Source organism: Lapidilactobacillus salsurivasis, assembly GCF_054785215.1.
The window spans coordinates 156873-180254 of sequence record NZ_BAAABI010000004.1 but is presented as its reverse complement, the minus strand read 5'-3'; the positions used below and the strand labels follow the sequence as shown (position 1 = coordinate 180254).

The 23382-nt window shown below is 47.3% G+C and carries 27 protein-coding genes and 1 other RNA gene; 5 read left to right on the top strand and 23 right to left on the bottom strand.

What is annotated here, in order from left to right; translation table 11 throughout:
- Window positions 1-11: 11 nt before the first annotated feature.
- The gene (locus tag ACYVSB_RS06725) at window positions 12-683 is read left to right on the top strand and encodes a histidine phosphatase family protein (RefSeq protein WP_125598497.1); all 672 of its coding nucleotides are present in this window, start codon (window positions 12-14) and stop codon (window positions 681-683) included.
- Between the two features lie 34 nt (window positions 684-717).
- On the opposite strand, the gene ACYVSB_RS06720 is transcribed toward ACYVSB_RS06725, so the two are convergent.
- Entirely contained in the window at window positions 718-1353 is a 636-nt protein-coding gene (locus tag ACYVSB_RS06720; RefSeq protein ID WP_125598494.1) for a superoxide dismutase, read from the bottom strand.
- A 298-nt stretch (window positions 1354-1651) separates the two neighbouring features.
- On the opposite strand from ACYVSB_RS06720, the gene ACYVSB_RS06715 reads away from it, so the two are divergent.
- A complete protein-coding gene (locus ACYVSB_RS06715) occupies window positions 1652-2170 on the top strand; it encodes a hypothetical protein (RefSeq protein ID WP_125598491.1) in 519 nt (172 codons plus the stop codon).
- A 135-nt stretch (window positions 2171-2305) separates the two neighbouring features.
- On the opposite strand, the gene ACYVSB_RS06710 is transcribed toward ACYVSB_RS06715, so the two are convergent.
- The 3 genes from ACYVSB_RS06710 to ACYVSB_RS06700 form a co-directional block, all read right to left on the bottom strand.
- The gene (locus ACYVSB_RS06710) at window positions 2306-3646 is read right to left on the bottom strand and encodes a glucose-6-phosphate isomerase (protein WP_125598488.1); all 1341 of its coding nucleotides are present in this window, start codon (window positions 3644-3646) and stop codon (window positions 2306-2308) included.
- A gap of 227 nt (window positions 3647-3873) precedes the next feature.
- Window positions 3874-4755 (bottom strand): class II fructose-bisphosphate aldolase, encoded by an 882-nt coding sequence (locus tag ACYVSB_RS06705; protein WP_125598484.1) that lies wholly within the window; start codon window positions 4753-4755, stop codon window positions 3874-3876.
- A 173-nt stretch (window positions 4756-4928) separates the two neighbouring features.
- Complete coding sequence (locus tag ACYVSB_RS06700) at window positions 4929-5561, bottom strand: VanZ family protein (protein WP_125598481.1); 633 nt, start codon at window positions 5559-5561, stop codon at window positions 4929-4931.
- Window positions 5562-5855: 294 nt separating this feature from the next.
- Here ACYVSB_RS06700 and ACYVSB_RS06695 point away from each other — a divergent pair, with 294 nt between their 5' ends.
- Entirely contained in the window at window positions 5856-8087 is a 2232-nt protein-coding gene (locus tag ACYVSB_RS06695) for an LTA synthase family protein (RefSeq protein ID WP_191987495.1), read from the top strand.
- 261 nt (window positions 8088-8348) lie between these two features.
- Here the strand turns inward: ACYVSB_RS06695 and ACYVSB_RS06690 are convergent, their stop codons facing one another.
- The 3 genes from ACYVSB_RS06690 to ACYVSB_RS06680 form a co-directional block, all read right to left on the bottom strand.
- Complete coding sequence (locus ACYVSB_RS06690) at window positions 8349-9863, bottom strand: sensor histidine kinase (RefSeq protein ID WP_125598474.1); 1515 nt, start codon at window positions 9861-9863, stop codon at window positions 8349-8351.
- Complete coding sequence (locus ACYVSB_RS06685) at window positions 9863-10600, bottom strand: response regulator transcription factor (protein ID WP_125598471.1); 738 nt, start codon at window positions 10598-10600, stop codon at window positions 9863-9865. The genes ACYVSB_RS06690 and ACYVSB_RS06685 overlap by 1 nt, the downstream gene beginning before the upstream one ends.
- A 379-nt stretch (window positions 10601-10979) precedes the next feature.
- On the bottom strand, window positions 10980-11330 hold the full coding sequence (locus ACYVSB_RS06680) for a hypothetical protein (RefSeq protein ID WP_125598468.1): 351 nt from the start codon (window positions 11328-11330) through the stop codon (window positions 10980-10982).
- A gap of 296 nt (window positions 11331-11626) precedes the next feature.
- Here ACYVSB_RS06680 and ACYVSB_RS06675 point away from each other — a divergent pair, with 296 nt between their 5' ends.
- Window positions 11627-12403 carry a Cof-type HAD-IIB family hydrolase gene (locus ACYVSB_RS06675; RefSeq protein ID WP_125598465.1) on the top strand — a complete coding sequence of 259 codons (777 nt, stop codon included), beginning with the start codon at window positions 11627-11629 and terminating at the stop codon, window positions 12401-12403.
- Between the two features lie 283 nt (window positions 12404-12686).
- Window positions 12687-13053: a transfer-messenger RNA gene (gene ssrA, locus ACYVSB_RS06670) on the top strand.
- 160 nt (window positions 13054-13213) lie between these two features.
- Here ssrA and ACYVSB_RS06665 read toward each other — a convergent pair.
- The 16 genes from ACYVSB_RS06665 to comGA form a co-directional block, all read right to left on the bottom strand.
- The gene (locus ACYVSB_RS06665; protein ID WP_164511114.1) at window positions 13214-13351 is read right to left on the bottom strand and encodes a hypothetical protein; all 138 of its coding nucleotides are present in this window, start codon (window positions 13349-13351) and stop codon (window positions 13214-13216) included.
- Between the two features lie 5 nt (window positions 13352-13356).
- The gene (locus ACYVSB_RS06660) at window positions 13357-13509 is read right to left on the bottom strand and encodes a hypothetical protein (RefSeq protein WP_164511113.1); all 153 of its coding nucleotides are present in this window, start codon (window positions 13507-13509) and stop codon (window positions 13357-13359) included.
- A 2-nt stretch (window positions 13510-13511) separates the two neighbouring features.
- Window positions 13512-14189, bottom strand: coding sequence for an ABC transporter ATP-binding protein (locus tag ACYVSB_RS06655; protein ID WP_125598462.1), 678 nt, complete (start codon window positions 14187-14189; stop codon window positions 13512-13514).
- Between the two features lies 1 nt (window position 14190).
- Window positions 14191-15450, bottom strand: a complete 1260-nt coding sequence (locus ACYVSB_RS06650) for an ABC transporter permease (RefSeq protein WP_125598459.1) — start codon at window positions 15448-15450, stop codon at window positions 14191-14193.
- A 5-nt stretch (window positions 15451-15455) separates the two neighbouring features.
- Complete coding sequence (locus ACYVSB_RS06645) at window positions 15456-15914, bottom strand: hypothetical protein (protein ID WP_125598456.1); 459 nt, start codon at window positions 15912-15914, stop codon at window positions 15456-15458.
- A gap of 246 nt (window positions 15915-16160) precedes the next feature.
- Window positions 16161-16607 carry a hypothetical protein gene (locus ACYVSB_RS06640; protein WP_125598453.1) on the bottom strand — a complete coding sequence of 149 codons (447 nt, stop codon included), beginning with the start codon at window positions 16605-16607 and terminating at the stop codon, window positions 16161-16163.
- A 23-nt stretch (window positions 16608-16630) separates the two neighbouring features.
- Window positions 16631-17092: a hypothetical protein gene (locus tag ACYVSB_RS06635; RefSeq protein WP_125598450.1), complete on the bottom strand. Its 462-nt coding sequence runs from the start codon at window positions 17090-17092 to the stop codon at window positions 16631-16633.
- Window positions 17093-17171: 79 nt separating this feature from the next.
- Window positions 17172-18365, bottom strand: a complete 1194-nt coding sequence (locus ACYVSB_RS06630) for an acetate/propionate family kinase (protein WP_125598448.1) — start codon at window positions 18363-18365, stop codon at window positions 17172-17174.
- Window positions 18366-18378: 13 nt separating this feature from the next.
- Complete coding sequence (locus ACYVSB_RS06625) at window positions 18379-19392, bottom strand: class I SAM-dependent methyltransferase (protein WP_164511112.1); 1014 nt, start codon at window positions 19390-19392, stop codon at window positions 18379-18381.
- Window positions 19393-19516: 124 nt separating this feature from the next.
- A complete protein-coding gene (locus ACYVSB_RS06620; protein WP_125598442.1) occupies window positions 19517-19708 on the bottom strand; it encodes a hypothetical protein in 192 nt (63 codons plus the stop codon).
- Window positions 19695-20336, bottom strand: coding sequence for a competence type IV pilus minor pilin ComGF (locus tag ACYVSB_RS06615; protein WP_125598439.1), 642 nt, complete (start codon window positions 20334-20336; stop codon window positions 19695-19697). Before ACYVSB_RS06615 ends, ACYVSB_RS06620 begins: the two co-directional genes overlap by 14 nt.
- Entirely contained in the window at window positions 20269-20496 is a 228-nt protein-coding gene (locus tag ACYVSB_RS06610) for a hypothetical protein (protein ID WP_164511111.1), read from the bottom strand. The genes ACYVSB_RS06615 and ACYVSB_RS06610 overlap by 68 nt, the downstream gene beginning before the upstream one ends.
- 34 nt (window positions 20497-20530) lie before the next feature.
- Window positions 20531-20917 (bottom strand): substrate-binding domain-containing protein, encoded by a 387-nt coding sequence (locus ACYVSB_RS06605; protein ID WP_125598433.1) that lies wholly within the window; start codon window positions 20915-20917, stop codon window positions 20531-20533.
- 43 nt (window positions 20918-20960) lie between these two features.
- Window positions 20961-21308 (bottom strand): competence type IV pilus major pilin ComGC, encoded by a 348-nt coding sequence (gene comGC / locus ACYVSB_RS06600; RefSeq protein ID WP_125598430.1) that lies wholly within the window; start codon window positions 21306-21308, stop codon window positions 20961-20963.
- A gap of 2 nt (window positions 21309-21310) precedes the next feature.
- A complete protein-coding gene (locus ACYVSB_RS06595) occupies window positions 21311-22303 on the bottom strand; it encodes a type II secretion system F family protein (protein WP_164511110.1) in 993 nt (330 codons plus the stop codon).
- Window positions 22296-23279 (bottom strand): competence type IV pilus ATPase ComGA, encoded by a 984-nt coding sequence (comGA, locus tag ACYVSB_RS06590; protein WP_461218846.1) that lies wholly within the window; start codon window positions 23277-23279, stop codon window positions 22296-22298. Before comGA ends, ACYVSB_RS06595 begins: the two co-directional genes overlap by 8 nt.
- Between the last annotated feature and the right edge of the window lie 103 nt (window positions 23280-23382).

The window sequence follows — 23382 nt, the reverse complement described above, 5'->3', positions numbered from 1 at the left end:
GAGGTCCCAAAATGAAAAACTTGATTCTTGTTCGTCACGGTCAAACAGAACTTAACGCTCAAAACAAACTTCAGGGCTGGATCGATGCCCCGCTAACAACACGAGGACGGGAAACGGCCAAAGAATTACGGCAGGTCCTAGAACCGATCAAATTAACGGCCGCCTACACCAGCGACCGCGAAAGAGCCGAAGATACGGCCAGTTTGATTTTGGCTCACCGTTTCCCGGAAGTCCCGATCACAACAGAGCCGCTCTTGCGGGAGTATTATTTCGGGGCCTTGGAAGGCCAAGACGAAGGTGAGATCCTGCGCCACTTTCTGCGGAAATTTGGCCTGCGCCAGACCTTGAACTGTACCCGCCGCGGCTCAGGCTTCCCGCAGCTGGTGCGCGGGTTCGCCGCCCTAGATAACACCAAACAAGCCGAGACGTATCCCGACTTCAAGGCGCGTGCCCAACAATTGTTGGACACCTATGCGACGAACCCAAGCGATGGCAATGTTTTGGTTGTCGCCCACGGACTCCTGCTGAGTATGATGATCCATTTGTTGGCCCCGCAGGAATTGCCAGCCTTCTTGCTGAAAAACACCAGTGTTTCGATTCTTACCAAAGACGCGGCCGGCTTCCAGGTCCGCGCCGTCAACTTGACTGATCCCGCGACAATTCAGACCCTGCTACGCGCCTAAAGCGCCCAGGTTTGGCTTGACCAGCCTGCTTGCTTTAGTAAATTATATGCTGAACGCGGGTGGGATCTAGCCATAAGCGTTGGACGAATTTCCAATCAATGATCTGCCAGAGGTTTTCCAGGTAAATCGCGCGTTGCTGGTGATATTGCAAATAGTAGGCATGCTCCCACAGGTCGAGACCCAGTACCGGATGCCAACCGGAACTCAGCGGATTATCCTGATTGGCGGTCGTCAATATTTGTAAATGACCCAGTTCATCTTGCGCCAGCCAAACCCAACCAGAACCGAAGCGGCCTAGGCCAGCAGTGATGATTTGTTCTTTTAACTGTGACCAGCCACCAAATTGCTGTTGAATCACCGTGGTCAATTCGGCTGGTTTGTTCGTGACGCCTCCTGGTTGCAGCATCTGCCAGAATAACGTGTGATTCAAATGACCTCCGCCATTGTTGCGGACAAGTTCACGAATCGAAACCGGTAGCGCCGAAAGATCCAGCAGCAACTCCGGCAGCGAGCGCGTCGCCCAGATCCCGCCAACCTTGGCAATGGCCTGGTTCAGATTATTAACATAGGCAGCGTGATGACGATCATGGTGAAGCTGCATCGTTTCCCGGTCGACCACCGGTTCTAGAGCTGCGTACGCGTAAGGTAACGGCGCCAATTGAAATTTCATATTATTTCCTCCTTTTGATAACCATAAGCAAATATTATCGAATCAAATCAGTCGTCGCAATCTTTTTGCTTGTGCGTTATTATTGAAGATTCGGAAATCATAGGTACACGCCAGCTGGCTTAACCCAGAATCCACGTTTAAAGCCATTATCTAAAAATACTTGGACAAGAAGTCGTAAATACCTTTCAATAAAAACTAATCACGTTATAATGTAGTTAAGGGCTCCGAACGAACGAAAAACTGACAACACAACACGGAACCACATGAGTTAAGATTATTAGGCTGAGGATTAATAAAAATGGGCATATTTACAAATCTATTTAAAAAACAACCAAAATCAAAACGAGACGGTCCCACTACCGGACCAGATTCAACTGCTGAGAAAACAAGTACCACCGCCAAGCAGAATTATTTAGAACGCCAAGAAATATTGAATTCTCTGACTACGGAGAATGTGGAGAATCGACGAGCTTGGTTGCAGGAGCAGGAACGTCAAAAGGCAGAAATTCGGCGTCCTTTGGTGACAGCGGAAAGATTGACCAATGATGGCTATTGCGCCGAATCACAGGATCTGCTCTTGCCATTATTGGAGAACATTCCTGCTGAGCACTCATATATGCGCGGCGTGATCACTGAGCGGATTGCGGCTAATTATCACCAAATGCGGCAGTATCGCAATGAAGTCGCCCTATTGCAGGACTTCATCGACAATCAGAAAGACAATAGTCAATATCGGCAATATCAACGGAAGTTCCTGCGTGCCATTGAGCGGGCAGAACACATGGAAAAAACCGGTAAGATCAACGATCATTTGTAGAAAATAAAAAAATCTGTTTCCAGCCGCTCAAAAGCGCAGGAAACAGATTTTTTTGATTAAATTCAGTCAAGCGCAGCGGTCAGATTAATGGTAAAAGCTAACGCCAGCGTCCACTGCTCGCCGGACGCAGCCGTCTTACAGGCGTTCGTTCAATTCCTTGCCTAACGCTTCAAAGCCTGGCTTGCCTAATAAGGCGAACATGTTCTTCTTGTAAGCTTCCACACCTGGTTGGTTGAATGGGTTGATTCCGTTCAAGTAGCCAGAAATGCCAATGGCAATTTCAAAGAAGTAGATCATGTAGCCTAACGTGTATTCATCTTGCTTAGGAATATTGACAGTCATGACCGGAACACCACCATCAGTATGCGCCAAGACAACGCCCTTATAAGCCTTGTCATTGACATAGTCCATTGACTTGCCTTCCAAATAGCCTAAACCATCCAGGTCCTTTTCTTCAGAAGGAATCTGAACATCAGCCCGAGGTGCGTCAACTTTGACGACGGTTTCCATCAGGTTGCGGCGACCTTCTTGAATATATTGACCCAATGAGTGCAAGTCCGTTGAGAAGTTTGCGGATGATGGGTAGATGCCCTTCTGATCCTTACCTTCTGATTCGCCGGCTAATTGCTTCCACCATTCACCAAAGTATTGCAAAGTTGGTTCATAGTTTTCGAGCAATTCAGTTGTGAAGCCCTTGCGGTACAAAATATTCCGTAAGGCCGCATATTGGTACGCTTCGTTCTTGGTCAAATCAGGATCGTTGTATTCACTGCGCGCGTCAGCAGCACCTTGCATCAAGGCGTCAATATCAGCACCAGCAACGGCGATCGGCAACAAGCCAACTGCAGAAAGAACGGAGAAACGTCCGCCGATATCATCAGGCACAACGAATTCTTCGTAGCCTTCTGTATCGGATTCAGACTTCAAAGCCCCTTTAGCGCGATCAGTCGTGGCATAGATCCGACCTTTGGCGCCTTCGCGACCATATTTTGCGACTAATTTTTCCTTCAAGACCCGGAAAGCAATCGAAGGTTCTGTGGTCGTCCCTGACTTGGAGATCACATTGATACTGAAATCGCGGTCGCCGATCAAAGCGACCACATCAGCCAAATAATTAGGGCTGATTGAGTTCCCAGCAAATAGAATTTGCGGGCCCTTGCGATCAGGCGCCATGTTATAGAAAGTGCTGTTCAAGAAATCGATCGCAGCGCGCGCGCCTAAGTATGAACCACCAATACCGATCGCCACGAACACTTCTGAGTCGCCTTGGATCTTCTTAGCAGCAGCCTTGATGCGAGCAAACTCGTCCTTATCGTAATCAACTGGTAAGTCAATGAAGCCACGGAAATCAGCGCCTGCACCAGTGCCTTGACGTAACTCTGTGTCAGCCGCGGTCACCATCGCTTGCATTTCACCTAATTCATTTTCGTGAACGAAAGGTGTTAATTTACTACTATCAAAAGAAATATGTGCCATTGATCTGATCCTCCTAGAAATAAAAAGTAAGTGACTTTTCACTTGTTAACTTTAGCCTTTTTTATCAATAATTGCAAGGTTATTGGCTATTGGTCTAGTCAAGTGATTTTCCCACAAAATCAAGCCTGACCGGGCTTTCAACCAAAAAGAAACTGAGGAAGTTGGCTAACCACCCCAGTTTCACTTGTTTGGACCGCGCTCACAAAGCCGCTGTCCACTTATTTAAATTATAATTCTTCAGGAACCAATTTGATTGGACGAGTACCCATCCAGTCGATGATCTCTTCAACAGTATCCTTGATTGCTTCAGTACCAGGTGCTAATAACTTACGAGGATCAAAGCCTTTACCTTCTTGATCCTTGCCAGCTAAGATATATTCACGAGTTGCTTTAGCAAATGCTAATTGGCATTCAGTGTTGATGTTCAATTTAGCCACACCCATTGAGATAGCCTTCTCAACTTGGTCTTGAGGAATGCCGGAGCCGCCGTGCAATACCAAAGGAATTGAGATGACGTCAGCTAATTCTTGCAAACGATCAAAGTGTAAACCAGTCCAGTTAGCTGGGTATTGGCCGTGGATATTGCCGATCCCTGCTGCCAAGAAGTCGATCCCAGTTGCAGCTAATTGCTTAGCTTCTTCAACGTCAGCTAATTCGCCTTCGCCAACGATACCGTCTTCTTCGCCACCGATCGAACCAACTTCTGCTTCGACAGAGATGCCTTTAGCATGAGCCAATTCAACGATTTCCTTGGTCTTCTCCAAGTTCTCAGCAAATGGTAAGTCATGACCATCGAACATAACTGAGTTGTAACCAGCAGCGATGGCTTCTTTAGCTGCTTCGTAGTTACCATGATCAAGATGGATAATAACAGGAACAGTAATTGCCATGCTCTTAACTGTTGCAGCAATCAATTGTTGGCAAAGTTCATAGCCACCCATATATTTTGCAGCACCCATTGATGTTTGGATCAAAACGGGCACATTCTTTTCTTGGGCTGCGGACAAGATTGCGCGAGTCCATTCCAAGTTGTTTGTGTTGAACGCACCTACTGCATAATGACCCTTACGTGCAGCGGCAAAAATTTCTGTACCATGTACTAATGACATTGATGAATCCTCCTGTGTGTGTAAATTATAATTTTACCTACATTGTTACTTTATCATTTTTTGAGATAAAATGGTAATATTTTGAAAGAAATTTTGCTGATTTAGCAATATTTCAGAAAATAGCTATTTCTGCAAATGCGAGCTGACTTACTCACAGCTCAATGTCAGCGATTTCATGTGGTGATAACTTTTTTTCGCCGGATTCGTCGCGGAATCAACACCAAATAGATGATGTAACCCAGCAAAGCCCCCACCGTGTTAAAAATCACGTCATCAATGTCGCTCACACCGGTTGCTAAGAAGAATTGGATCGTTTCAATCAACACCGAGAGAAGCGCGCCTGTGATCACCGTCGACATTAGCCCGCTTCGACGCTGATGGACCAGGGGCCACATCAAGCCAAAAGGAATGAACCAAAGAATATTTCCATAGAAATTGTACAGGAAATCAAGTTTTGACTGTGCATATTGCAATTTCAGCGTTTCCGTCAAGACCGTCCAATTGATCAACGCTGGAGATCGATTCCAATAGATCTTGATTTGCCACGGGAAATAGATGCCGCGAAAGACGGTCAGCGCCAACAGCAAAAGCAGATAGAATAAAAACGCCGCCCGCAATAATTCCGGTCCCCATCGCCAAGGACGTCCCGTCAGCTTCAGATACAACACCCGCAAGATCATGAAAATGATGAAATACAAAATCGTTTTATCTAAACTATAAAATACCAATTTAACCAACGGAAAATGATTGATCCGATCCGCATAGTGCGCAACCACGATCCGATACAGCGGCCCTAAAAAATACATGGCATTACCTCTTCCCACCGAAATGCTTCAAGCTTAGTTTACCAGAAAGTCGCGTCACCGGTTTGTTTTTGTGACATTTTAAAGAAATTGCTAAACATTGCCCATTGGCGCGATCACCACGACGCCCCGTTGGCCGCCGATCAGTCCCCACCTCATCGGCGCGCAAACTTATTTAAAGTTTAACTGATGACCACAAATCCATGCTCATCAAGGCTTGCGGCAGCGTCGCTTTCAGAACACGATTCGGGATAAATTGCTTATTAGGGTCAAAACATTGTAGAATAAAGACATTCTATGTGTGAGGTTTTATCATTGAAAAAATTGCCCCTTAAGCGTTGGCTGCAAACGCGACTCGGCTTCTTTTCTCTTTTGACTATCCTGATCTGGGTCAAAACAGTTGCCAGTTATTATCTTGGCTTTTCACTAGGCGCCAGCGATCCGCTTCAACATTTATTAATGATTTTCAATCCCATTGGAACCACGATCCTCTTACTATCATTCGGCTTTTACATCAAGCGTCCCCGTTTAAGCTATTGGGTCATGTACGGCATTTATGTCCTCGATAGTATCCTGCTACTGGCCAATGTTATTTACTATCGCCAATTCACGGACTTTCTAACGATCAATACCATCGCCGGCGTCGGGAAAGTGACCAACGGCTTAGGCAAAAGTATCAATTCGATTCTAACCTGGCCTGACCTCTTCTTGATTCTTGACATGATTGTGATCTTGATTGCCTTGCTACGCGGCTGGATCAAGATCGATCAACGGCAATATAGCACCGTCAAGGCTTTCACCTTGACCTCTCTGGGGGCCTTTATCTTCCTGCTCAATTTGACCCTCAGTGAATCCAATCGGCCGCAATTGCTGACACGAACTTTTGACCGAAACTACATCGTCAAATATCTGGGCTTGAATACCTTCATGGTCTACGATGGCGTCAAAACAGCCCAGAACAACCAGATCCGCGCCTCGGCGGACGGCACCGACATCAACGAAGTCTTGAACTATAACAGTAGCCACCAGGCAGCCCCGAATGCCGCCTACTTTGGCAAGGCCCAGGGCAAAAACGTGATCATTATTCATCTGGAAAGCTTCCAACAATTTCTGCTAGACTTCAAGGTCAACGGCCAAGAGGTCACCCCGTTCCTCAATCAGCTGTATCACGATCAGAATTCCTTGAGCTTCAGTAATTTCTTCCATCAAGTAGGTCAAGGGAAAACTTCTGACGCCGAAAATATGTTAGAAAATAGTGTTTTCGGACTACCACAAGGATCGGCGTTCACCTCCCTGGGCACAGACAACACTTTCCAGGCCGCGCCAGCGATTCTGCAACAAACAGACGGTTATAGCAGTGCCGTTTTCCACGGTAATGTGGGTAGCTTCTGGAACCGTAATCATACCTATAAGAATCTCGGTTATGATTACTTCTTCGACTCAAGCTATTTCAATTCCAGTGCCGATGCGAATATCGGCTACGGTTTGAAAGATAAACTGTTTTTTGCCGAGAGCGTCAAATACTTGGAGCGCCTGCAACAACCTTTCTATACGAAATTCATTACGGTGACCAACCATTTTCCTTTCGATTTGGCCAAGGCTGATACCGACTTTGAAGTTCCTGACACGGCCAACAGTTCCGTTAACAACTATTTCCAGACCGCCCACTATCTTGATCAGGCGGTGGAAGAATTCTTCGATTACTTGGATCGTTCCGGTTTGGCCAAGAATTCCCTGGTCATGCTTTATGGCGACCACTATGGCCTCTCCAATACCGACAACAAGGCGTTAGCGACCTTACTGGATCCTGATAAAGAAGAATGGACCGCCTTTGACAACGCGCAATTACAGCGGGTGCCATTGATCATCCACATGCCCGGTTTGAAGGGTGGCATCAAAGATACTTATGGCGGTGAAATCGACGTGCTACCAACACTTCTCCACTTACTGGGCGTCAAAACAACCAATTATATTCAATTCGGTCAAGATTTACTTTCTAAAGATCATCAACAAATCGTCGCCTTTCGAAATAATAATTTTATCACCAAGCAATACACCGTCCTCGGCGGTAAGGGCGCCAAAAGTAGTGTCTATGATAACGCCACGGGACAACTGTTGACTGAACTGACTGACACGCAAACGAAAGCGATCGATCAGGACCAAGACAAGGTGGATCAAGCCCTGTCACTGTCCGACTCGTTGAATTATAAGAACCTTCTCCGCTTTTATACACCGACTGGCTTCCGACCCGTTGATCCTACTAAATTTGATTATTTAGACGAAATCAACGCCTTGATCCAGCAACAAGATAAATTAGGCGATCAATCAACCTCCCTTTATAGCCAAACTGGTCACACTACTACTAAAATGTACAAAACCGACGCACCAGAGCTGACTGACCCTGAAAATGATATTGAAGAATTTCCCGAGATCGATACCACCAAGAAGGGTGCCCAAAGTAGCACTAGCTCAAAGCAAACTTCCAAAAGTAGCTCCAGTCAGACGAAAAACGCCAGCAAGTCCAACTAAGCCAGGCGCAAGTAGGCACGTTCTCGACTGAGGTTAAACGCAAAGAGCTGGGGTGGCAACACGTTTCAAAAAAGAGTGAGAGCCTCCCCGAGTAGCCCCTGAGCATTAACCTAGCCAGGATTTTGGAGGCGGGGCTTGGCCTCCAGAAGCCTGGCGTAGTTAAGCGCAAGGAGCTGGGGTGGCGAACACATTTCAAAAAAAAGAGCGTGGTTCTTCAGAAGTAAACTTCTGAGAATCACGCTCCTTTGCGCTATCAATCGATCAATTATCTTTAGGCTTGATTGTCTTCCTCTCGGCCGTGATCGCTTTTTCTTTGGCCGTGGCCTCATCAGGGAAGAATACCGTGAAAGTCGACCCCTGATGCAACGCCGAAGTCACCGAAACCGTGCCATAGTGTTGTTCCACCAGCGAATGGACGATGGCTAAGCCCAGCCCCGACTCGCCATATTTGGTGTTCTTGCGTGAAGGATCCGCTTTATAGTACCGCTCCCAGATATTCTGCAGTTGATCATCACTCATGCCGATGCCATTATCACTGATGACAATCTTCACACCATGATCAACGCTGGTAATGCTCAGGGTAACTTGCCCCTTGGTCGTAAACTGGATCGCGTTTTGACTGATATTGAAAACAACTTGGACGAAGCGATCATAATCCGCGAAAACCGTCACCGGCTCCTGACTGGTCAAAAGTAACTGGTCACCAGCCGCCTCCGCCTTCTGTTGCAGCTGACTGACGATATTACTTAACGCCTCAGTCCCATTAAAGGTTCGTTTGTTCAAGACGATCTGATTGTTCCTGATCTTCTCGTAGTCCAAGTTCTCGTTGACCAGTCGAATCAGGCGCTTGGTTTCATTTTGCATCAGTGTAATGCTCTTGTCCTTGGCCTCTTCAGGGATCGCGTCGTAAGCCAAGCCTTCCAAAAGCCCATTGATCGTAGTCAACGGTGTCCGCATTTCATGAGCCGCATTGGCCATAAATTGCTTGCGTCGTTCTTCTTGGCGGGCAATTTCTTTATTGGATTCATCTAAAGAATGAACCATTAAGTTGAAATCATTGGCCAGATCGTCGATTTCGTCGCGGCCGCGCGACACCAACTCCACGTCGAAATTACCATCAGCCACGGCCCGCGTCGCTGACCGCAATCGGTTGATCCGACGCACATAGAAATGCGCCAGCAGGAAGCTTAGCCCCAGCGCCACCAACAACGAAAGCAACAGTGCCGTAAACAGATTCTTTTCCATTTCCTGCACCGTTGACCTGATCTTGGTCACCTTGGAGGCAATAAACATCGCGCCAACAAACTTCTTATTGCTATCAAACCAAGGATAGATCACATAAGTCAACTCGGCGCCATTGCCTAGGGCAGGTCCCTGGGTACCACTCGCACGATTGGTTTGCTTGCGCACGCTTTTACCAGACTTCAACGTTTTCCAAACGCTGCTGGAAAGCGACGGTTGATTACCCTTGCTGACGGAGTAGCTGGGGTAGATCTGCTCATTGTCTGCATTATAAACAGCGTAAACCACTGCGTCACTGCGCAACACCATTTGGACCTCATCCAAGAAGTCCGTGGAAATCGCCGTATATTCGCCAGTACGTTTATCCTTAGTTGTGAAAAGATCGCCAAAATTACGAGCGTAACCTTCCAACTGAACCCAGGTGGTCTCGTAAGCTTGGCGATTATTGTAATTAATGACGGCCGCGCTAACAATCAAGAGTGTGGTCAGAATCACCACAAAAAAGCCAATCATTTGTTGATAAATAAGTTTCATTAACGACCTGCTTCCGAATCATCGAATTTATAACCGACGCCCCAAACAGTTTGGATCACCTGTGGCCCCACTTTCTCAATTTTTTGTCGTAATTTCTTGATGTGTGCATCAACTGTCCGTTCATCACCGTAATACTCGTAATCCCAGACTAATTCCAACAATTGTTCACGTGAGAAAACTTGCCGCGGTTTCTTGGCCAGGGTCTTCAACAAATCGAATTCCTTTGGCGTCAACCCCTGGATCTCCTTACCATTCAAGAAGGCTTCTCGGGTCTTCGAGCTTAGTTTGAAATTATCCGTAGTCACATCGAATTGGCTTTGATTGACGTCCACGTCACCATCGCCATCGGCCGCTGTGTGACCATTGTTTAAGTCCGCCCGCCGATGGATCGCTTTGATCCGTGCGATCAAGGTAATCGGACTAAACGGCTTCGTCACATAATCATCGGCGCCCAACTCTAAGCCAAGAACCTGATCACTTTCACTATCCCGCGCCGTCAACATAATAATAGGCACGGTCTTTGAAATCTCGCGAATCTCCTTGGCAACCTGCATGCCATCCTTACCAGGTAAATTGAGATCCAGCGTAATCATGTCCCAGCTTTCTGGGTCACTCTTGAACTTGTCCATGGCTTCGTTGCCATCGTAAGCGAAATCCACGTCCCATTTCTCTTTCTGGAAAAACATCCCCATCATTTCAGAAACTGACGTATTATCTTCGACCATCAATAATTTCATAAAAGCTTGCACATCCCCGTTTGATAAGTATTATAACGATAAAACGCCGTGAAAAAAGCAAATTCACTTAAAAAACCGACATTTTTCAAATACTACTTTTTTGTGAACAAAAAACTTCTAAGAGTGTGAGCCAACCTGGGTAGCTTCCGAGCATTAGCCTAGCAATTGTTTTGGAGGCGATTCTTGCCTCCTAGACAAATGCGTAGCTAAGCGGAAGAAGCTAGGTTGGCGATCACGTTTCGTCTAAGAGTGTGAGCCAACCTGGGTAGCTTCTGAGCATTAGCCTAGCAATTGTTTTGGAGGCGATTCTTGCCTCCTAGACAATTGCGTAGCTAAGCGGAAGAAGCTAGGTTGGCGATCACGTTTCGCTGCTGCGCGACTATTTAGACTGATATTTGATTGGTAATTGTCCGATCCGCATCAAATAATGACGTAATTTACTTTCCAAAAGCAGAAAGCTACCCCAAGCCAGTAAACCAGTCAAGGCCAGCCATAGCGGGCTCAAATGGTTCAAGTGATAGTAATTGATGACCAGCCCCATACTTAATTGTAAGACACCTGTCAACAAAAGCATATCCCGACACCAACGCTGCGCCAAATAAAAGCCACTGGTCGTTTGACGGGCCAACAAAGATTTATAGCTAAGCACGGTCGATGGTTTTTGAGCGGGATGAAAGAGAAAAATCAAACCAAAAATAACAAATGCACTACCAAGTACTGTATTGATCATTAGGCAATTCCTCCTACAGATATGTCTAGTATATCATGTTTTCTATGGAATATGGCCAACCTGCGCGTCTTATCATAAATTTAATTAAAGCGCTTCATCGATTTACCGTTTCCAAGTTCCTTGTGATTTCAGAATAAGGTAATTTTACCAAGCCCCAGTTATCTGTTAAAATGGAAACGATCGATCTTTAGAGCAAGATCAGGTTAGCAACAGAATCAAGCTAGCTATGGAATCAAGTTAAAATGGAATCCAGCAAAAATAGAATCAAGTTAAATTGACACACGGAGGTCACAAATTTGGCAACAGAATATCGTGGCGTCGTCTTCTTCGATCTTGACGGCACCTTACTGAACGAACACTCACAGATCAGTCCCGAAGTGGGCACGGCGATCCATCAATTACGGAAAAATGGCTATCTGCCCGTGATCAACACTGGCCGTTCGCCTTTGGAAATCGTGGACACTTGCCAGGCAACTGGCATCGATACCTTCGTTTCCCTAAATGGCAGTTATTTGGAACATCGCCAACGCCCGGTTTACCAAGGCGTCATTGAGACAGAACTGATTCGCGGCATGGTTGACCTCGCCACCGAACTAAATGACTCATTATCGTTTTATAGCAAAGACGCGATCCACGCCATCAAGGATGACGCTAATCTACAAGCCTCTTACCATTCGATCCACACACCGGTGCCGACGATCGAGCCAGCTTACTATCTGACCCACGAAATTCTAATGTTGCTGGTGCTGACCACGAAAAACGACCAGATCTACCAAGAACGTTTTCCAGAGTTCACTTATTACCGGAACGGCGCCTACTCCATCGATACCGTGCGCCAAGGAAACTCCAAAATGAATGGGATCATTGAACTGATCGATCGCCTGCATTTGACTGATCTGCCGACTTACGGTTTCGGCGATGGTCCCAACGATCTGACCATGTTGAATTACGTTGATCACGCCGTCGCTATGGCTAATGGCATCCCGGCAGCCAAGGAAGCCGCCGAGTTTGTCACCAATAGTAATCGTGACGGGGGGATCATTAAAGGTCTGCAACACTTCGATTTGATCTAAATGAATCGATGAACGCCCTCATAAATCAGCCGGTCCTTTTCGCCTCCAGAAGATCACTTTGAATGCCAACACTGCCAGATCATCAGCCACGCTTTTTTGAAACGTGTTCGCTACCCCAGCTTCTTCCGCTTAGCTACGCCAGGATTTCGGAGGCCAAGCCCAGCCTCCAAAATCCTGGCTAGGCTAATGCTCAGAAGCTGCCCGGGGTAGCTCGCACTCTAATGCCAATGGATTTGCTTGTCACATGCGGGCACTGTGGTATAATACTTAAGTAACCCAAATCGGGGGCGTTCTGGATTCGACATTTGTATCTGGGCGTGAATTGCATTCCGTAGGTCGCGTCTACGTAAAAACGCCACAGTTAATCTAACTGCAAACAAAGAAAACACTTACGCAGTAGCTGCCTAAAAACCAGCTAGCGTGATCCTGCTGGATTTACCTAAGGTTCAGATTTAGGGTCTCAAATTAATTAGGTTACGCACCACGTTGCCGTCTGAGGCGTGGTGAAGAGATTCGCAGACTCGTCATTAGCGGTTAGCCATGCGGTGCGGCGCGCGCTGATGATTAAATCCCAAATAGTACAGCTATGAATGTAGACGTTTGCGTTGCAGTATGGATGGACAGGGGTTCAATTCCCCTCGCCTCCATTTCCAGGCTTTTAATTGCTTCCTTTGAACCGTCAGAATGTTGTCAAATCAACATTTTGACGGTTTTTGTTTGCACTCGTTTTGCTTGATTTGAAATCGCGCGTGCACATGATGTGCGCATTTTTTTGGGTACAAAAATAGCACTTAGCGCAATTACTAGGTGCTACATCTCCGCCATGGTGTCTCGAATGCTTTCATACATCCAACCGATTCTCATAGGCCCATATTTGACGTCAAAACTCGCTGTTTGAAGCAAGGTGGCCATGATCTCATCAATTTCAAAAAATTCATCATCAGCCAACAGAGTCAGAGCGCCAAGATGATTGCGACAACAAGCAGCGCGACGCCGAGCAATAAGAGAAGATATTGCGGCCAGCGACGGCGAATTTTCGCTTGAAAACTAAGGACCACCAAAATCAACCCCAGAAAGAATGAACCTATCATTGCCCAAAATCCCATTGTTATCGCTCCTTCACTAATTGCCCGGACGCCATCCGAAAAATATACTGATGCTGCTCGGCGACCAAATGATCGTGGGTCACCGTCAATACCGTCTTCCCTTGGGCGGCCAACTGCGCCAACAAGGCCACCACGCTGGCGGCGTTCTGTTCATCCAACGACCCCGTCGGTTCATCCGCCAAGATGATATCGGGGTCATTGATCAAAGCGCGGGCCAACACGACCCGCTGCTTCTGCCCGCCTGAAAGTTGCCGCGGATACTTATCCAAGAGGGTTTCGATGCCGATCTGTGTCGCCAGTTGCTGAACGCGGTGGGCCAGCACAGCTTTATCCTGTTTGTCCCCGTAGATCGTTGGCAACAAAATGTTCTTTCGAACCGTCAGCCTTTCAATCAATAACGCCTCCTGCAAGACAAAACCGATCTGAGAATTACGCAGATGCGCTAACTCACGGTCATTGAGATCGTTGGTCACAGTTTGATCCAAACTGACCGTGCCCTGATAGTCACGATCCAATAACCCGAGAATATTTAGCAACGTGCTCTTCCCGATTCCCGATGGCCCAATCAACGCAGTCATCGTTCCCGGCGTCAGCGCCAGTGACAGGTCCCACAGCACTCGCTGCTCCTGACCATGTTGGGAAAAGGATTTTGAAAGCTTAACGCCAGTAAGTTTAACCATTTTAATTGACCTCGATCGTTGTTCCATGACGTGTGGTTCCTTGACGGACAGTTCGCCGCGCAATCACGCTAAGCAGTAGCGCCAGCACCAATAAAATCAGCGCCACAATGGCTAAGGCAAGCAAATCATCGTTCCTGATCAAGGTTGTCTGGGCCAGCTGTACGCCTCCAGATGACGCGGGATCTTGCATAAATCGGGCCAGCATTCGCGCGGCAGCCACCGCCGGACCTAAGGCGATCACGGACGCCAAGGCTTCCAAAATAAAAGTTGCCAGGAAAACATCATTCGGCGCCAAGCCCAGCGCCAAACGAAGCGTAATTTCTTTTTGAGAATCCCTGATTGTTTTGATGGTATTCCAGACTAAAAAGCCGGCAGTCCCCAGCAAAATGACCAGTGCAATAATGACTAAAGGATCCTGTTGACGATAAAACGTGAGAAATTCATTGATATTGGCTTCGACGGAATAGAATTTCACCTTGAAGATCTGATCTCGATTGATTTGCCGGCTGATTGCTGGTAACTGTTTGGTGGCTTTGCCAAAAACAAGCAGGTCCTGCAACCCGGCTGACAGCTGATCCGGACTAAGGGTCGCCAGATCTCGCTGCCGCAATGGTCGAACAATCGTATTATTCAATAAATCTTCAGAATCCAGCATGTACATCGACTGAATGCCCTGATTCGCTTGCAAAATACCACGCACATAATAAGACTCCGACCGCCCCAAACCGGGATCTGTTAGTTTGAATGTGTGCCCCAAGGGTAAGGCCGCCGCTAAATTCGCCCCGACAAGAACCGGAATCTTTGACCCCGTTTGTTGGAAAACGGCATTGTCCAACGGCTCACCTTGAACCACGGTCAGCGGATAGAATTTGAAAAAATGCTGATTGGCAAACATTAATTCCGCCGTCAAACTCTCGGTCCCCTTGGCGTTCGGAAATTTTTGCGTCGTCGTATAGCGCCAGTGCAACACGTAATCACCAGTCTTTTCCAGACTGGCCATGATCGCAGCTGTATTTTTGGCGAGTTTCTCCGGATCATTTTGGTAAGCCTGATTCAATTTCTCTGGATCTGACTGATTATTTCCCGCGTAAACCTCTTCACTGCGCAACGCCGCCAGCCCCTGATAACCACGGACGACCGAAACAAGCGAACTCGTACAAATAAAGGCGATGAAGGCAAACGCCATCATGAAGAGCACGCCCAAAATCGTCAGCACCATCCGCTTCAAATAAACATGCCGAATAAATTCGAAATATTTCAACCCCGTCACCTGCCCACTAAATACAACCAAAGCGCAACTTGTTGCCCGACAAAGAGACCCAAAATCAGCGCAAACCAACCAACTAAGCTAATCGAGCAAGTTCGCGACGCCAACGCGAACCACCCGCCCAAACCAAGGATACCGGCCGCCGCCCCGATGATGCTTAAATCAACTAGTGGCAAGCCGTTGACACTTGCCGCGGTCGCCCCCAGAATAACGCGCAACCGCCGCTCAACTCGCGTTTGTTCACTCAGGTGATAAATCACCAATAATCCACCCAAGTCAAAGAAGAGTAGCAAGCCGAACAACAGCGGCGGATGTAGCGTCAACAACAGGAGCCAGCGATTCGTCGTTTGGAAATCAGCTTGGTACAAAACTAAGGTCACAGCCAACAGACCGGCAAATAGCAGATCAATGATCAGAATGATGATTCGATTGCCACACAACACCACATCCTTGTCCATTCGCCCAAGCCTCCCGAATAGTTGAACGCGCTTTCATTTCTTATTTTATTCCTTATCTTGTTATTATCAAGCTAGTCTTAATCTTTGTGAACATTCTTAATAAACCCTTAATCGTTAGCTTCTCGCTTGTTGCCGTTAGTTGGTGCCCGGATCCGCCCACGCAAAAAATCGTTTCTCAAAACAATCAGGCGCTTTGGCCCAATTGAAAAAGAAACGATTTCGCAGTTAGATTATTGAGAATATAAATCAGTGTTTGGGATCGATCGGGATCTCCACTTGGACCACCTGAAATTCACCGGTTTCTTCATCGACCTGGTAATTCTCGATCTTGATCGGTAAGAAATCAGTACTATTAGCCAGTGGTTCAATGATCACGGATAGATCATCTGTTTTAAACGCTCGCTGGATCCGCTGATAAACCGGCTTCACCCGACCGTTCTTCACCGGTTCGATCCAGTAATCATCGGCGATCAAAGTGAAAGCCTCACCGATCCCCAAGTTTTCCGAACCAATAAAGTAGCGGAGACCACCTGGGATATCATGAAAAGCAATCCCAGTAAACTGAGTCAGATCAGGGTATTGAGCCAGAAATTTCTCGATTTCATTGTTCAATTCGCCATCTCGGGTCGCCTGATTGCTACCTTGCCACCAACGGCCATAAAAAATACGTTGCTTTCGTTGTTCAATTGCCATTTTTTCCACTCCATTGTTGCTGTTCATGATGATTGCTGATTAATGTGTGCTGTCACGAAGTCCCGAACTTCCGCCTCGGTGGCCATCAACTTGAGCTGATACTCGCGCTGACCGAAGTCGATCAACGTGAGAAGCGTGCGATCGGCCGTATCCGTTTCAATCCGGAAATCACTAAAGGCCCGCCAGTCCTTGAGGCCGTTAGTACTTAAAGAGGTCAAAACATAGCGCTTGCCCAACCCCTTCCGAATCACGGCCCAAAGCAGTGCGGTCAACGCGAAAATCGCCAAAACCAGGTGCTGGACCGCATCAGTGGTCGCCGACAAGCGTAAATTCAAAATCGTGAGTCCCACGGCTAGGATCCCGCCAATGATCAAGCGGACCATTGACCAACCTGCATGGATCTCCAAGAAGAACCAGTTCGTGGCCAAGGCAACCAAGTCGAAAATTCCGATCACGATCGCTAACCACAAATAACCTACTGCCATCACGCCACCTCCCAAACAATCATTCTTAGCAAAAAAAGGGCGGTCAGTGCCGCCCTCAGTATTGTTGTCACTCGATTGTCTACGCTAGATTCGTCAATTTGATCACATCGCGAACGATCATCAGCTCTTCATTCGTTGGCACGATCAGTACCTTGACCTTTGAATCCGGTGCTGAAATCACCCGTTCAACGGCTTGAACTTTGTTAGCTTCCTCATCCAGCTTCGCACCGATAAAGCCAAGACTATCGACAATCATCTTCCGAACTGGAATCGAGCCTTCGCCCATCCCGGCGGTGAAGACCAAAGTATCGACGCCACCCATTTCAGCCACGTATTGTCCAACATAACGAACAATGCGGTTAACGAAAATATCAATCGCCAACTGTGATTCTGGACGCTCAGCTCTGGTATCAAGTAAATCACGCATATCAGGAGACAGCCCCGAAATGCCCAGCAAACCAGATTTCTTATTAAGGATGTCGATCATCTCATCGGGATCCGTAATTGAGAGTTTCTTCATTAAGAATGCAACTAGAGAAGCGTCAATATCGCCGGAGCGTGTACTCATCGTCACACCTGCCAGCGGTGTGAAGCCCATTGATGTATCAAATGATTTACCATCTTTAATGGCGGTGATCGAAACACCACTGCCTAAATGCATGGTGATCATCCGCTGGCTCTTCAAAGGCACGCCCAGAATTTCCGCCGCTCGTTGTGAAACATAGCGGTGACTAGTTCCGTGCGCTCCATATTTCCGAGCACCATATTTGTGATAGTAATCCATCGGCACGCTGTAAAGGTAATTGACTTCTGGCATTGACGTATGGAAAGAAGTGTCAAAAACAGCAACCTGCTTGGCATGTGGTAAATTATGCTGGAATGCTTGGATTCCCTTGGCCTCATTAGGATTATGCAATGGCGCATAGGCAGATAATTCAATGATCTTTTGTAGATTCTCTGGGGTGACTTCAGCAGACTCTTTAAAAAATTCACCGCCAGCAACGATTCGGTGACCAACACCTTTGATTTCGGTCAGGTCAGCGATGATTCCCGAATCCGTCAAGCGTTGCAGCAACAAACTAACTGCCTTTTCTTGATCGGGAATATCGATCTCGTCTTTTGTTTTCGTACCATTGAATTTCACTGCGAACGTCGAACCTGGAAGGCCTAAACGATCGACCATGCCCGAAGCGATTTCCGTTTCCTGAGGCATTTCGAAGAGCTTCCACTTTAGTGTCGAACTTCCCGCATTTACCGCTAAAATCTTAACCATTTGTCAATCTCCTCTATAAATTATCCCGCGCCCAGCCTTGCAACTCCTGTGAGAAATGCTGAACGGCAGTAACTTTATTTAAATCTGGAACTTTGGCTATCAAAACTTCCTTGGCCTGCTGCGCATCATCGCCGTGTTTTTGCAAGACGATCAATGCCTTTTCAGCCTGCTGATTTTGGAAAGTCGTGTTCGCTAAACTCAAAGACGCCTGTAAATAAGCGTGTTTGGTCAGCCAACCCAACAGATCTAGGGCACCCGCACTATTAAACAGGTTCGCTGGGACCACAAAGATCCCCCACCCGCCAGGAGCTAACATTTTGATGCTTTGCTCGATCAGCAAGAAATGGGCAAAAGAATGGCCACTTTTTGCATGCAGGTCATAAGCTTGCGCCCGTGAATCCACCGGATAATACCCCACCGGCAAATCCGCAACAACCACATCAGGGGCACGATCCAATAACCAAGGCATCAACGCATCTTGATGCATCAGAGCCAAGTCGCTAGGAAGAAACTCACTTAACACCGCCGCTAGCGCCAACAGATCATCATCATTATCCAGCCCCACTAACCTGACCTCAGGAACACGAAACCGCAGTTGCTGCCGTAACGTGAACAGCAAACTGCCCGAGCCAACCGTAGGATCCACGATCGATAAGGCCGGGGTGTCTTGCTTCATGAAGGTCACCAACAACAAGCTAATCAACAAGCCGATCGCATTTGGCGTCGCTTGGAAGTTGGCCTGTGGATGGTCTTGTTGCTGGCGTCGGAACAATAATAACTGACTGAGTTCTAGCCGTTGTGCTGCCGATAAGGAGACCCATTCGATCTGGGCATACTTTGCCTCTAAGTCAGCAACCGTTTCAGCGTTGGGAGCACCATTTTCCACATGAACTTGATGCTGGAGCAGATTACTCAATGTTTCTGTCAAAGCAGTTAGATAGTCAGAATTCAACGCTGATCGTAACAGTGCCACAGCAGAATCAATCTGCTGATACGTTTTCTCGATTTGATCCAAATTCGCCGTCATCCCGTCACTCCAATCAATGATGAACCTAGTTGCCATTTTACCGATATCGTCACGGATATGCAAGCATTTTCAGACGAATCGCAAGCGTGGTCTAGTTCAGATCGGGCAACCAATGGCGGTGAACTTACTTGAGTTGACGCCGTAATTGTTGATTTTGCTGTTGATAATAAAAGTTTTGATTCTGATAATGGGTCACGCGCTGGCTGTAATAACTTTGGAACAATCCGATCAAGAGGAGATCAAAGGTTAGAATCGTCAAAGTTAATAACGTAATACTACCAGCACGTTTCCGCCTGCAAAAGTTAGTTGGATCCATCTGTCACCTCACTCATGTCTCGCTGGTCTTCAATTTTCTGGTGCTTGTCACTGACATCTTCAGGACTGGTATCAGCGGCGTTCGCCTCATTTTTGGTTGGGCGCTGGTTCGGCCAGATTAAATAACAGCGGTGATAGGTTGTCTGCTTCTCATCCATCATTTTCAAATCCAAAGTCAGGAGTGGCGCTTGATAGTCCCAGCTGATCCGCAACACTCGTTGTAACAAAGGCATGTAGCCCGCACCATCTTCCGCCGACAGCAGAACATCACGATAACTGGCGCTTTTAGGCTTTTCCAATTTATGTGACAAATAGAACCGTTTACCTTGTTGATCGACCAGCAATAACTTGGTTTTCGTGCTGCAAGACCAATCGATCGTCATTTCCTGAAGCGTTTCTTCCAGTTGGAGCAAGCCTACCTCGGTGGGCGCCTGCTGACCTGTTTGGACCAGTTGTGCGCCGATCCGACATAATTGTAAGTTGCCCACTAATAACTGACAGGTCAGCAGCATAATGAATAGGCTGGCCGTTACTTCGGCTAAGGTGAACCCAGCACACTGTTTATTCAGAATCTTCCGGATCAAATTGCGTTTGGGGCTGTTGGACTGCCCAAGTTTGTTTGAGTTCATTATTCTCCTCGATCAATCTTTGGTTCGTGGCCTGCAATTGATTAAGTTGCCGTTGATCGACCGTGATCGTTTCAAATAAGAAAAAGCTGATCAAGATAACCACAATCAAGTCCACGACAGTTTCCCACAAGATAAATCCGGCGTTTTTCTGAGAACACACCACTTTATGATTCGTTTGTCGGCGAGGATACTGGCTATTTCCGATCAATTTTCAATCGCCCCCAGCGCATTTGTGGTTTGAGATCATACTGGCAATATTGACCACGCCAACGAATCGTATTTGGTGATTTGACCCGTCCTTGACTGATCAACATCCGTTTGGTCCAGTTCTTTTCGATCATTACGGTTGCGGGATAATGTACACAATGCGGTTGGCGCCAGGCCGCTGCCTCGAAAACAACTTGTTTACCTGGCTCGTCGATCATCATGGTAACGTCCTCACGGTGAGCCAAACTATAGTCAAAGGCCTGTTCATAGGCGTCTTGAAAGCGTTGGAAGGCTGCCCGTTCAAGGAGTTCATCCCAATTTGGCCGACAAAAATAACCACCAATGATCAACCCCGCACTGATCAAAAATAGCACTAGACTGATTTCAGCTAAAGTGAACGCGGCTTGACAACTGTTCTTATTCTGTCTCCACACAATAATTACCTGACTCATCCGTGCGAATCGTCAATTTCATCTGTTCCGCCTTTTTTTGCTGTTTCGAACTGATCAAACCTGCCTTAGCCAAGGAGGACCAGCTGACTGGTGCCTCCTGCTCATCATTTTGGTACAAGGTCACTTGGGTGTTCATATTAGTTACAAATGCCGCGTCAGTTCGTTGCTCGGCCATCTTCTTCTGCTGATTGAGATTCGGAATCATGATAAGTAACAGCAGGCCGATAATTAACAAAACCAGAGAAATTTCAATCAAAGTAAAGCCTGATCGCTTTTGCTGGCGGCGGGATAAATGTAGGTCCATCTTCTTCATTGTTAAAATCCTTTCATCATGTGATACATCGGTAAGAGAATTTGTAAATACAAACGGGTGATCATCAATGCAATCACCACGAATAAGAGCGGTTGAACTTGATCGATCAGATGTTGTAAGCGTTGATCGAGCCGCTGGTAACTTTGCTGGGCCAGTGTTTTCAGCGCGGCCCCCTGGAAAGCACGGGGGCGGCTTTGTGCCAGCAATAAGGTGAGCTTCCGGGGCAACAAGGGTTCTTCTTGAATGACGGTCGCCAGTGGCTGGCCTGCTTGCAACTTCAGCTGAACTAACGCGGCCACTTGCCCTTGTAGGGACTGGGGAACCGTGGTGATCAATAAAGTCAGAATATCTTGCAATGGTAGCCCACTAGCTATCAGCTGGGCCAGATCGGTGTAAAGCAAGTAATCGGTATAATCTCGCCAAACCTTGCCTAGGATCGGCCAACGCAAACGTCGACGAAGTTGTTGCAAACGTGATCGGCGCCGCCACCTCAACCAAGCGCACAATCCCACCAGGATCAGGCCAACGAAAATCACCCAACCGTAAACCCCCAACCCCTGAGCCTGTTGATTCTCCGGCACCAACTGCAGGATCTGGGGGCGTAAGTAGAACCGAACAAAAGCTGCCATGACCAACAACATCGCCAGCAATAATAAGGGATAGGTCAAGAGTTGCCGTAATTGGCGTAATTGTTGTTGCCGGCTACGCAATAATTTACTGTTCTCTTGGCAACAAACGGTCAAGTTCCCCTGTTGCGCTGCCAGCGTCACCTGCATCAATAATTCTTGATCACTGCAGATCTGGGCCAAAGCTTGGCCATAGTCGGCTCCGTTGGCGAGTTGACTCTGAGCAGCCTGATATTGCGTTAGTGATAGCAATTTCAAATCGTAGGCCATTTGGAAAATCGCGGCTTCGTTGAATCCGTTTGCCAATAGTTGGCCACTAAGATCCAAAAAGTCGATCAGCTGTTGCGGTTTTAATCGTTGCTTAACCACAGGCGAACTGCTGATAAACGGTTGAAGTGATTCGGTTTTGTTCGCAGGCTTGCTGTAAATCATTTTGCCACACCTCCCATTGATCGACATGGTGATTCTGATCCTTGACCCATTGCTGGATCAAGGATGCTGTCATCAGATCCAAGCCAACTGCTAAGTTCCCATCGATCAAAGGGACTAACCGTTGATAACTAGCAACCGTGACGACGCTGGCAATCGTGGCTGGTGCAACACCCAAGTCTGCCAAACGCAATAATGTCCCTGGTGCGCTGCGAGCATGGATCGTCGCCAAGACAGTATGCCCGCTTAACGCGGCCTGAACGGCGATTGCGGCTGTCTGAGCGTCACGGATCTCGCCAATGACCAAAATATCGGGACGGAGGCGCAAGCTGATTTTCAAAAGGGCTTGATAATCCATCTCTGCCAAATCATTGACCTGTAGCTGGGTGATCTCCGGCGCATTGATTTCGGTGGGATCTTCAATAGCCAAAACCATTTGTGATTGCGCCAATTGTTGGGCCAATTGGTACAGCAAAGTCGTTTTCCCAGAACCAGTCGGCCCCGAGAAAAGAAATAGGCCCCGCTGAAGCAACTGCCCGCGCAATATTTGAAACCGCTGTTCATTGATAAAGTGACCATCAGCGCGAATCGGATAAAGTAACCGGATCACCAGGCATTCCCGATTTTGAAAATCGGCCACACTTGTCAAGCGCAGATCCAAGGTCAGCCGTTGCTCTTGATAATGCCAAGCACCGATTTGTGGTCGGCGTTGCTCACTAAGATCCATTTGGGCATTGAACTTGAAATAGTTGATCAATGCCTGCCCCTGAGCTAGATCCAATTGCATCACAAAAACACTTTGCCCGGTTTGACGTCCGTAAATCAACCAGCCCATCACAATTGGCTTCAAAAACAAGTCATTATCACCACGCTGCGCCGCCTGTTGAAGCAAGTCATAAGCTTGATCGGCAATCATCTTCTCACCTCCTTGACCTTAAATACGCGACGAAGCGCTAATTTTTTTATTTACGCTTGAAACTTTTGCTTGGTCCCCGAAAACCGATGGTGCCCAGGCCTGC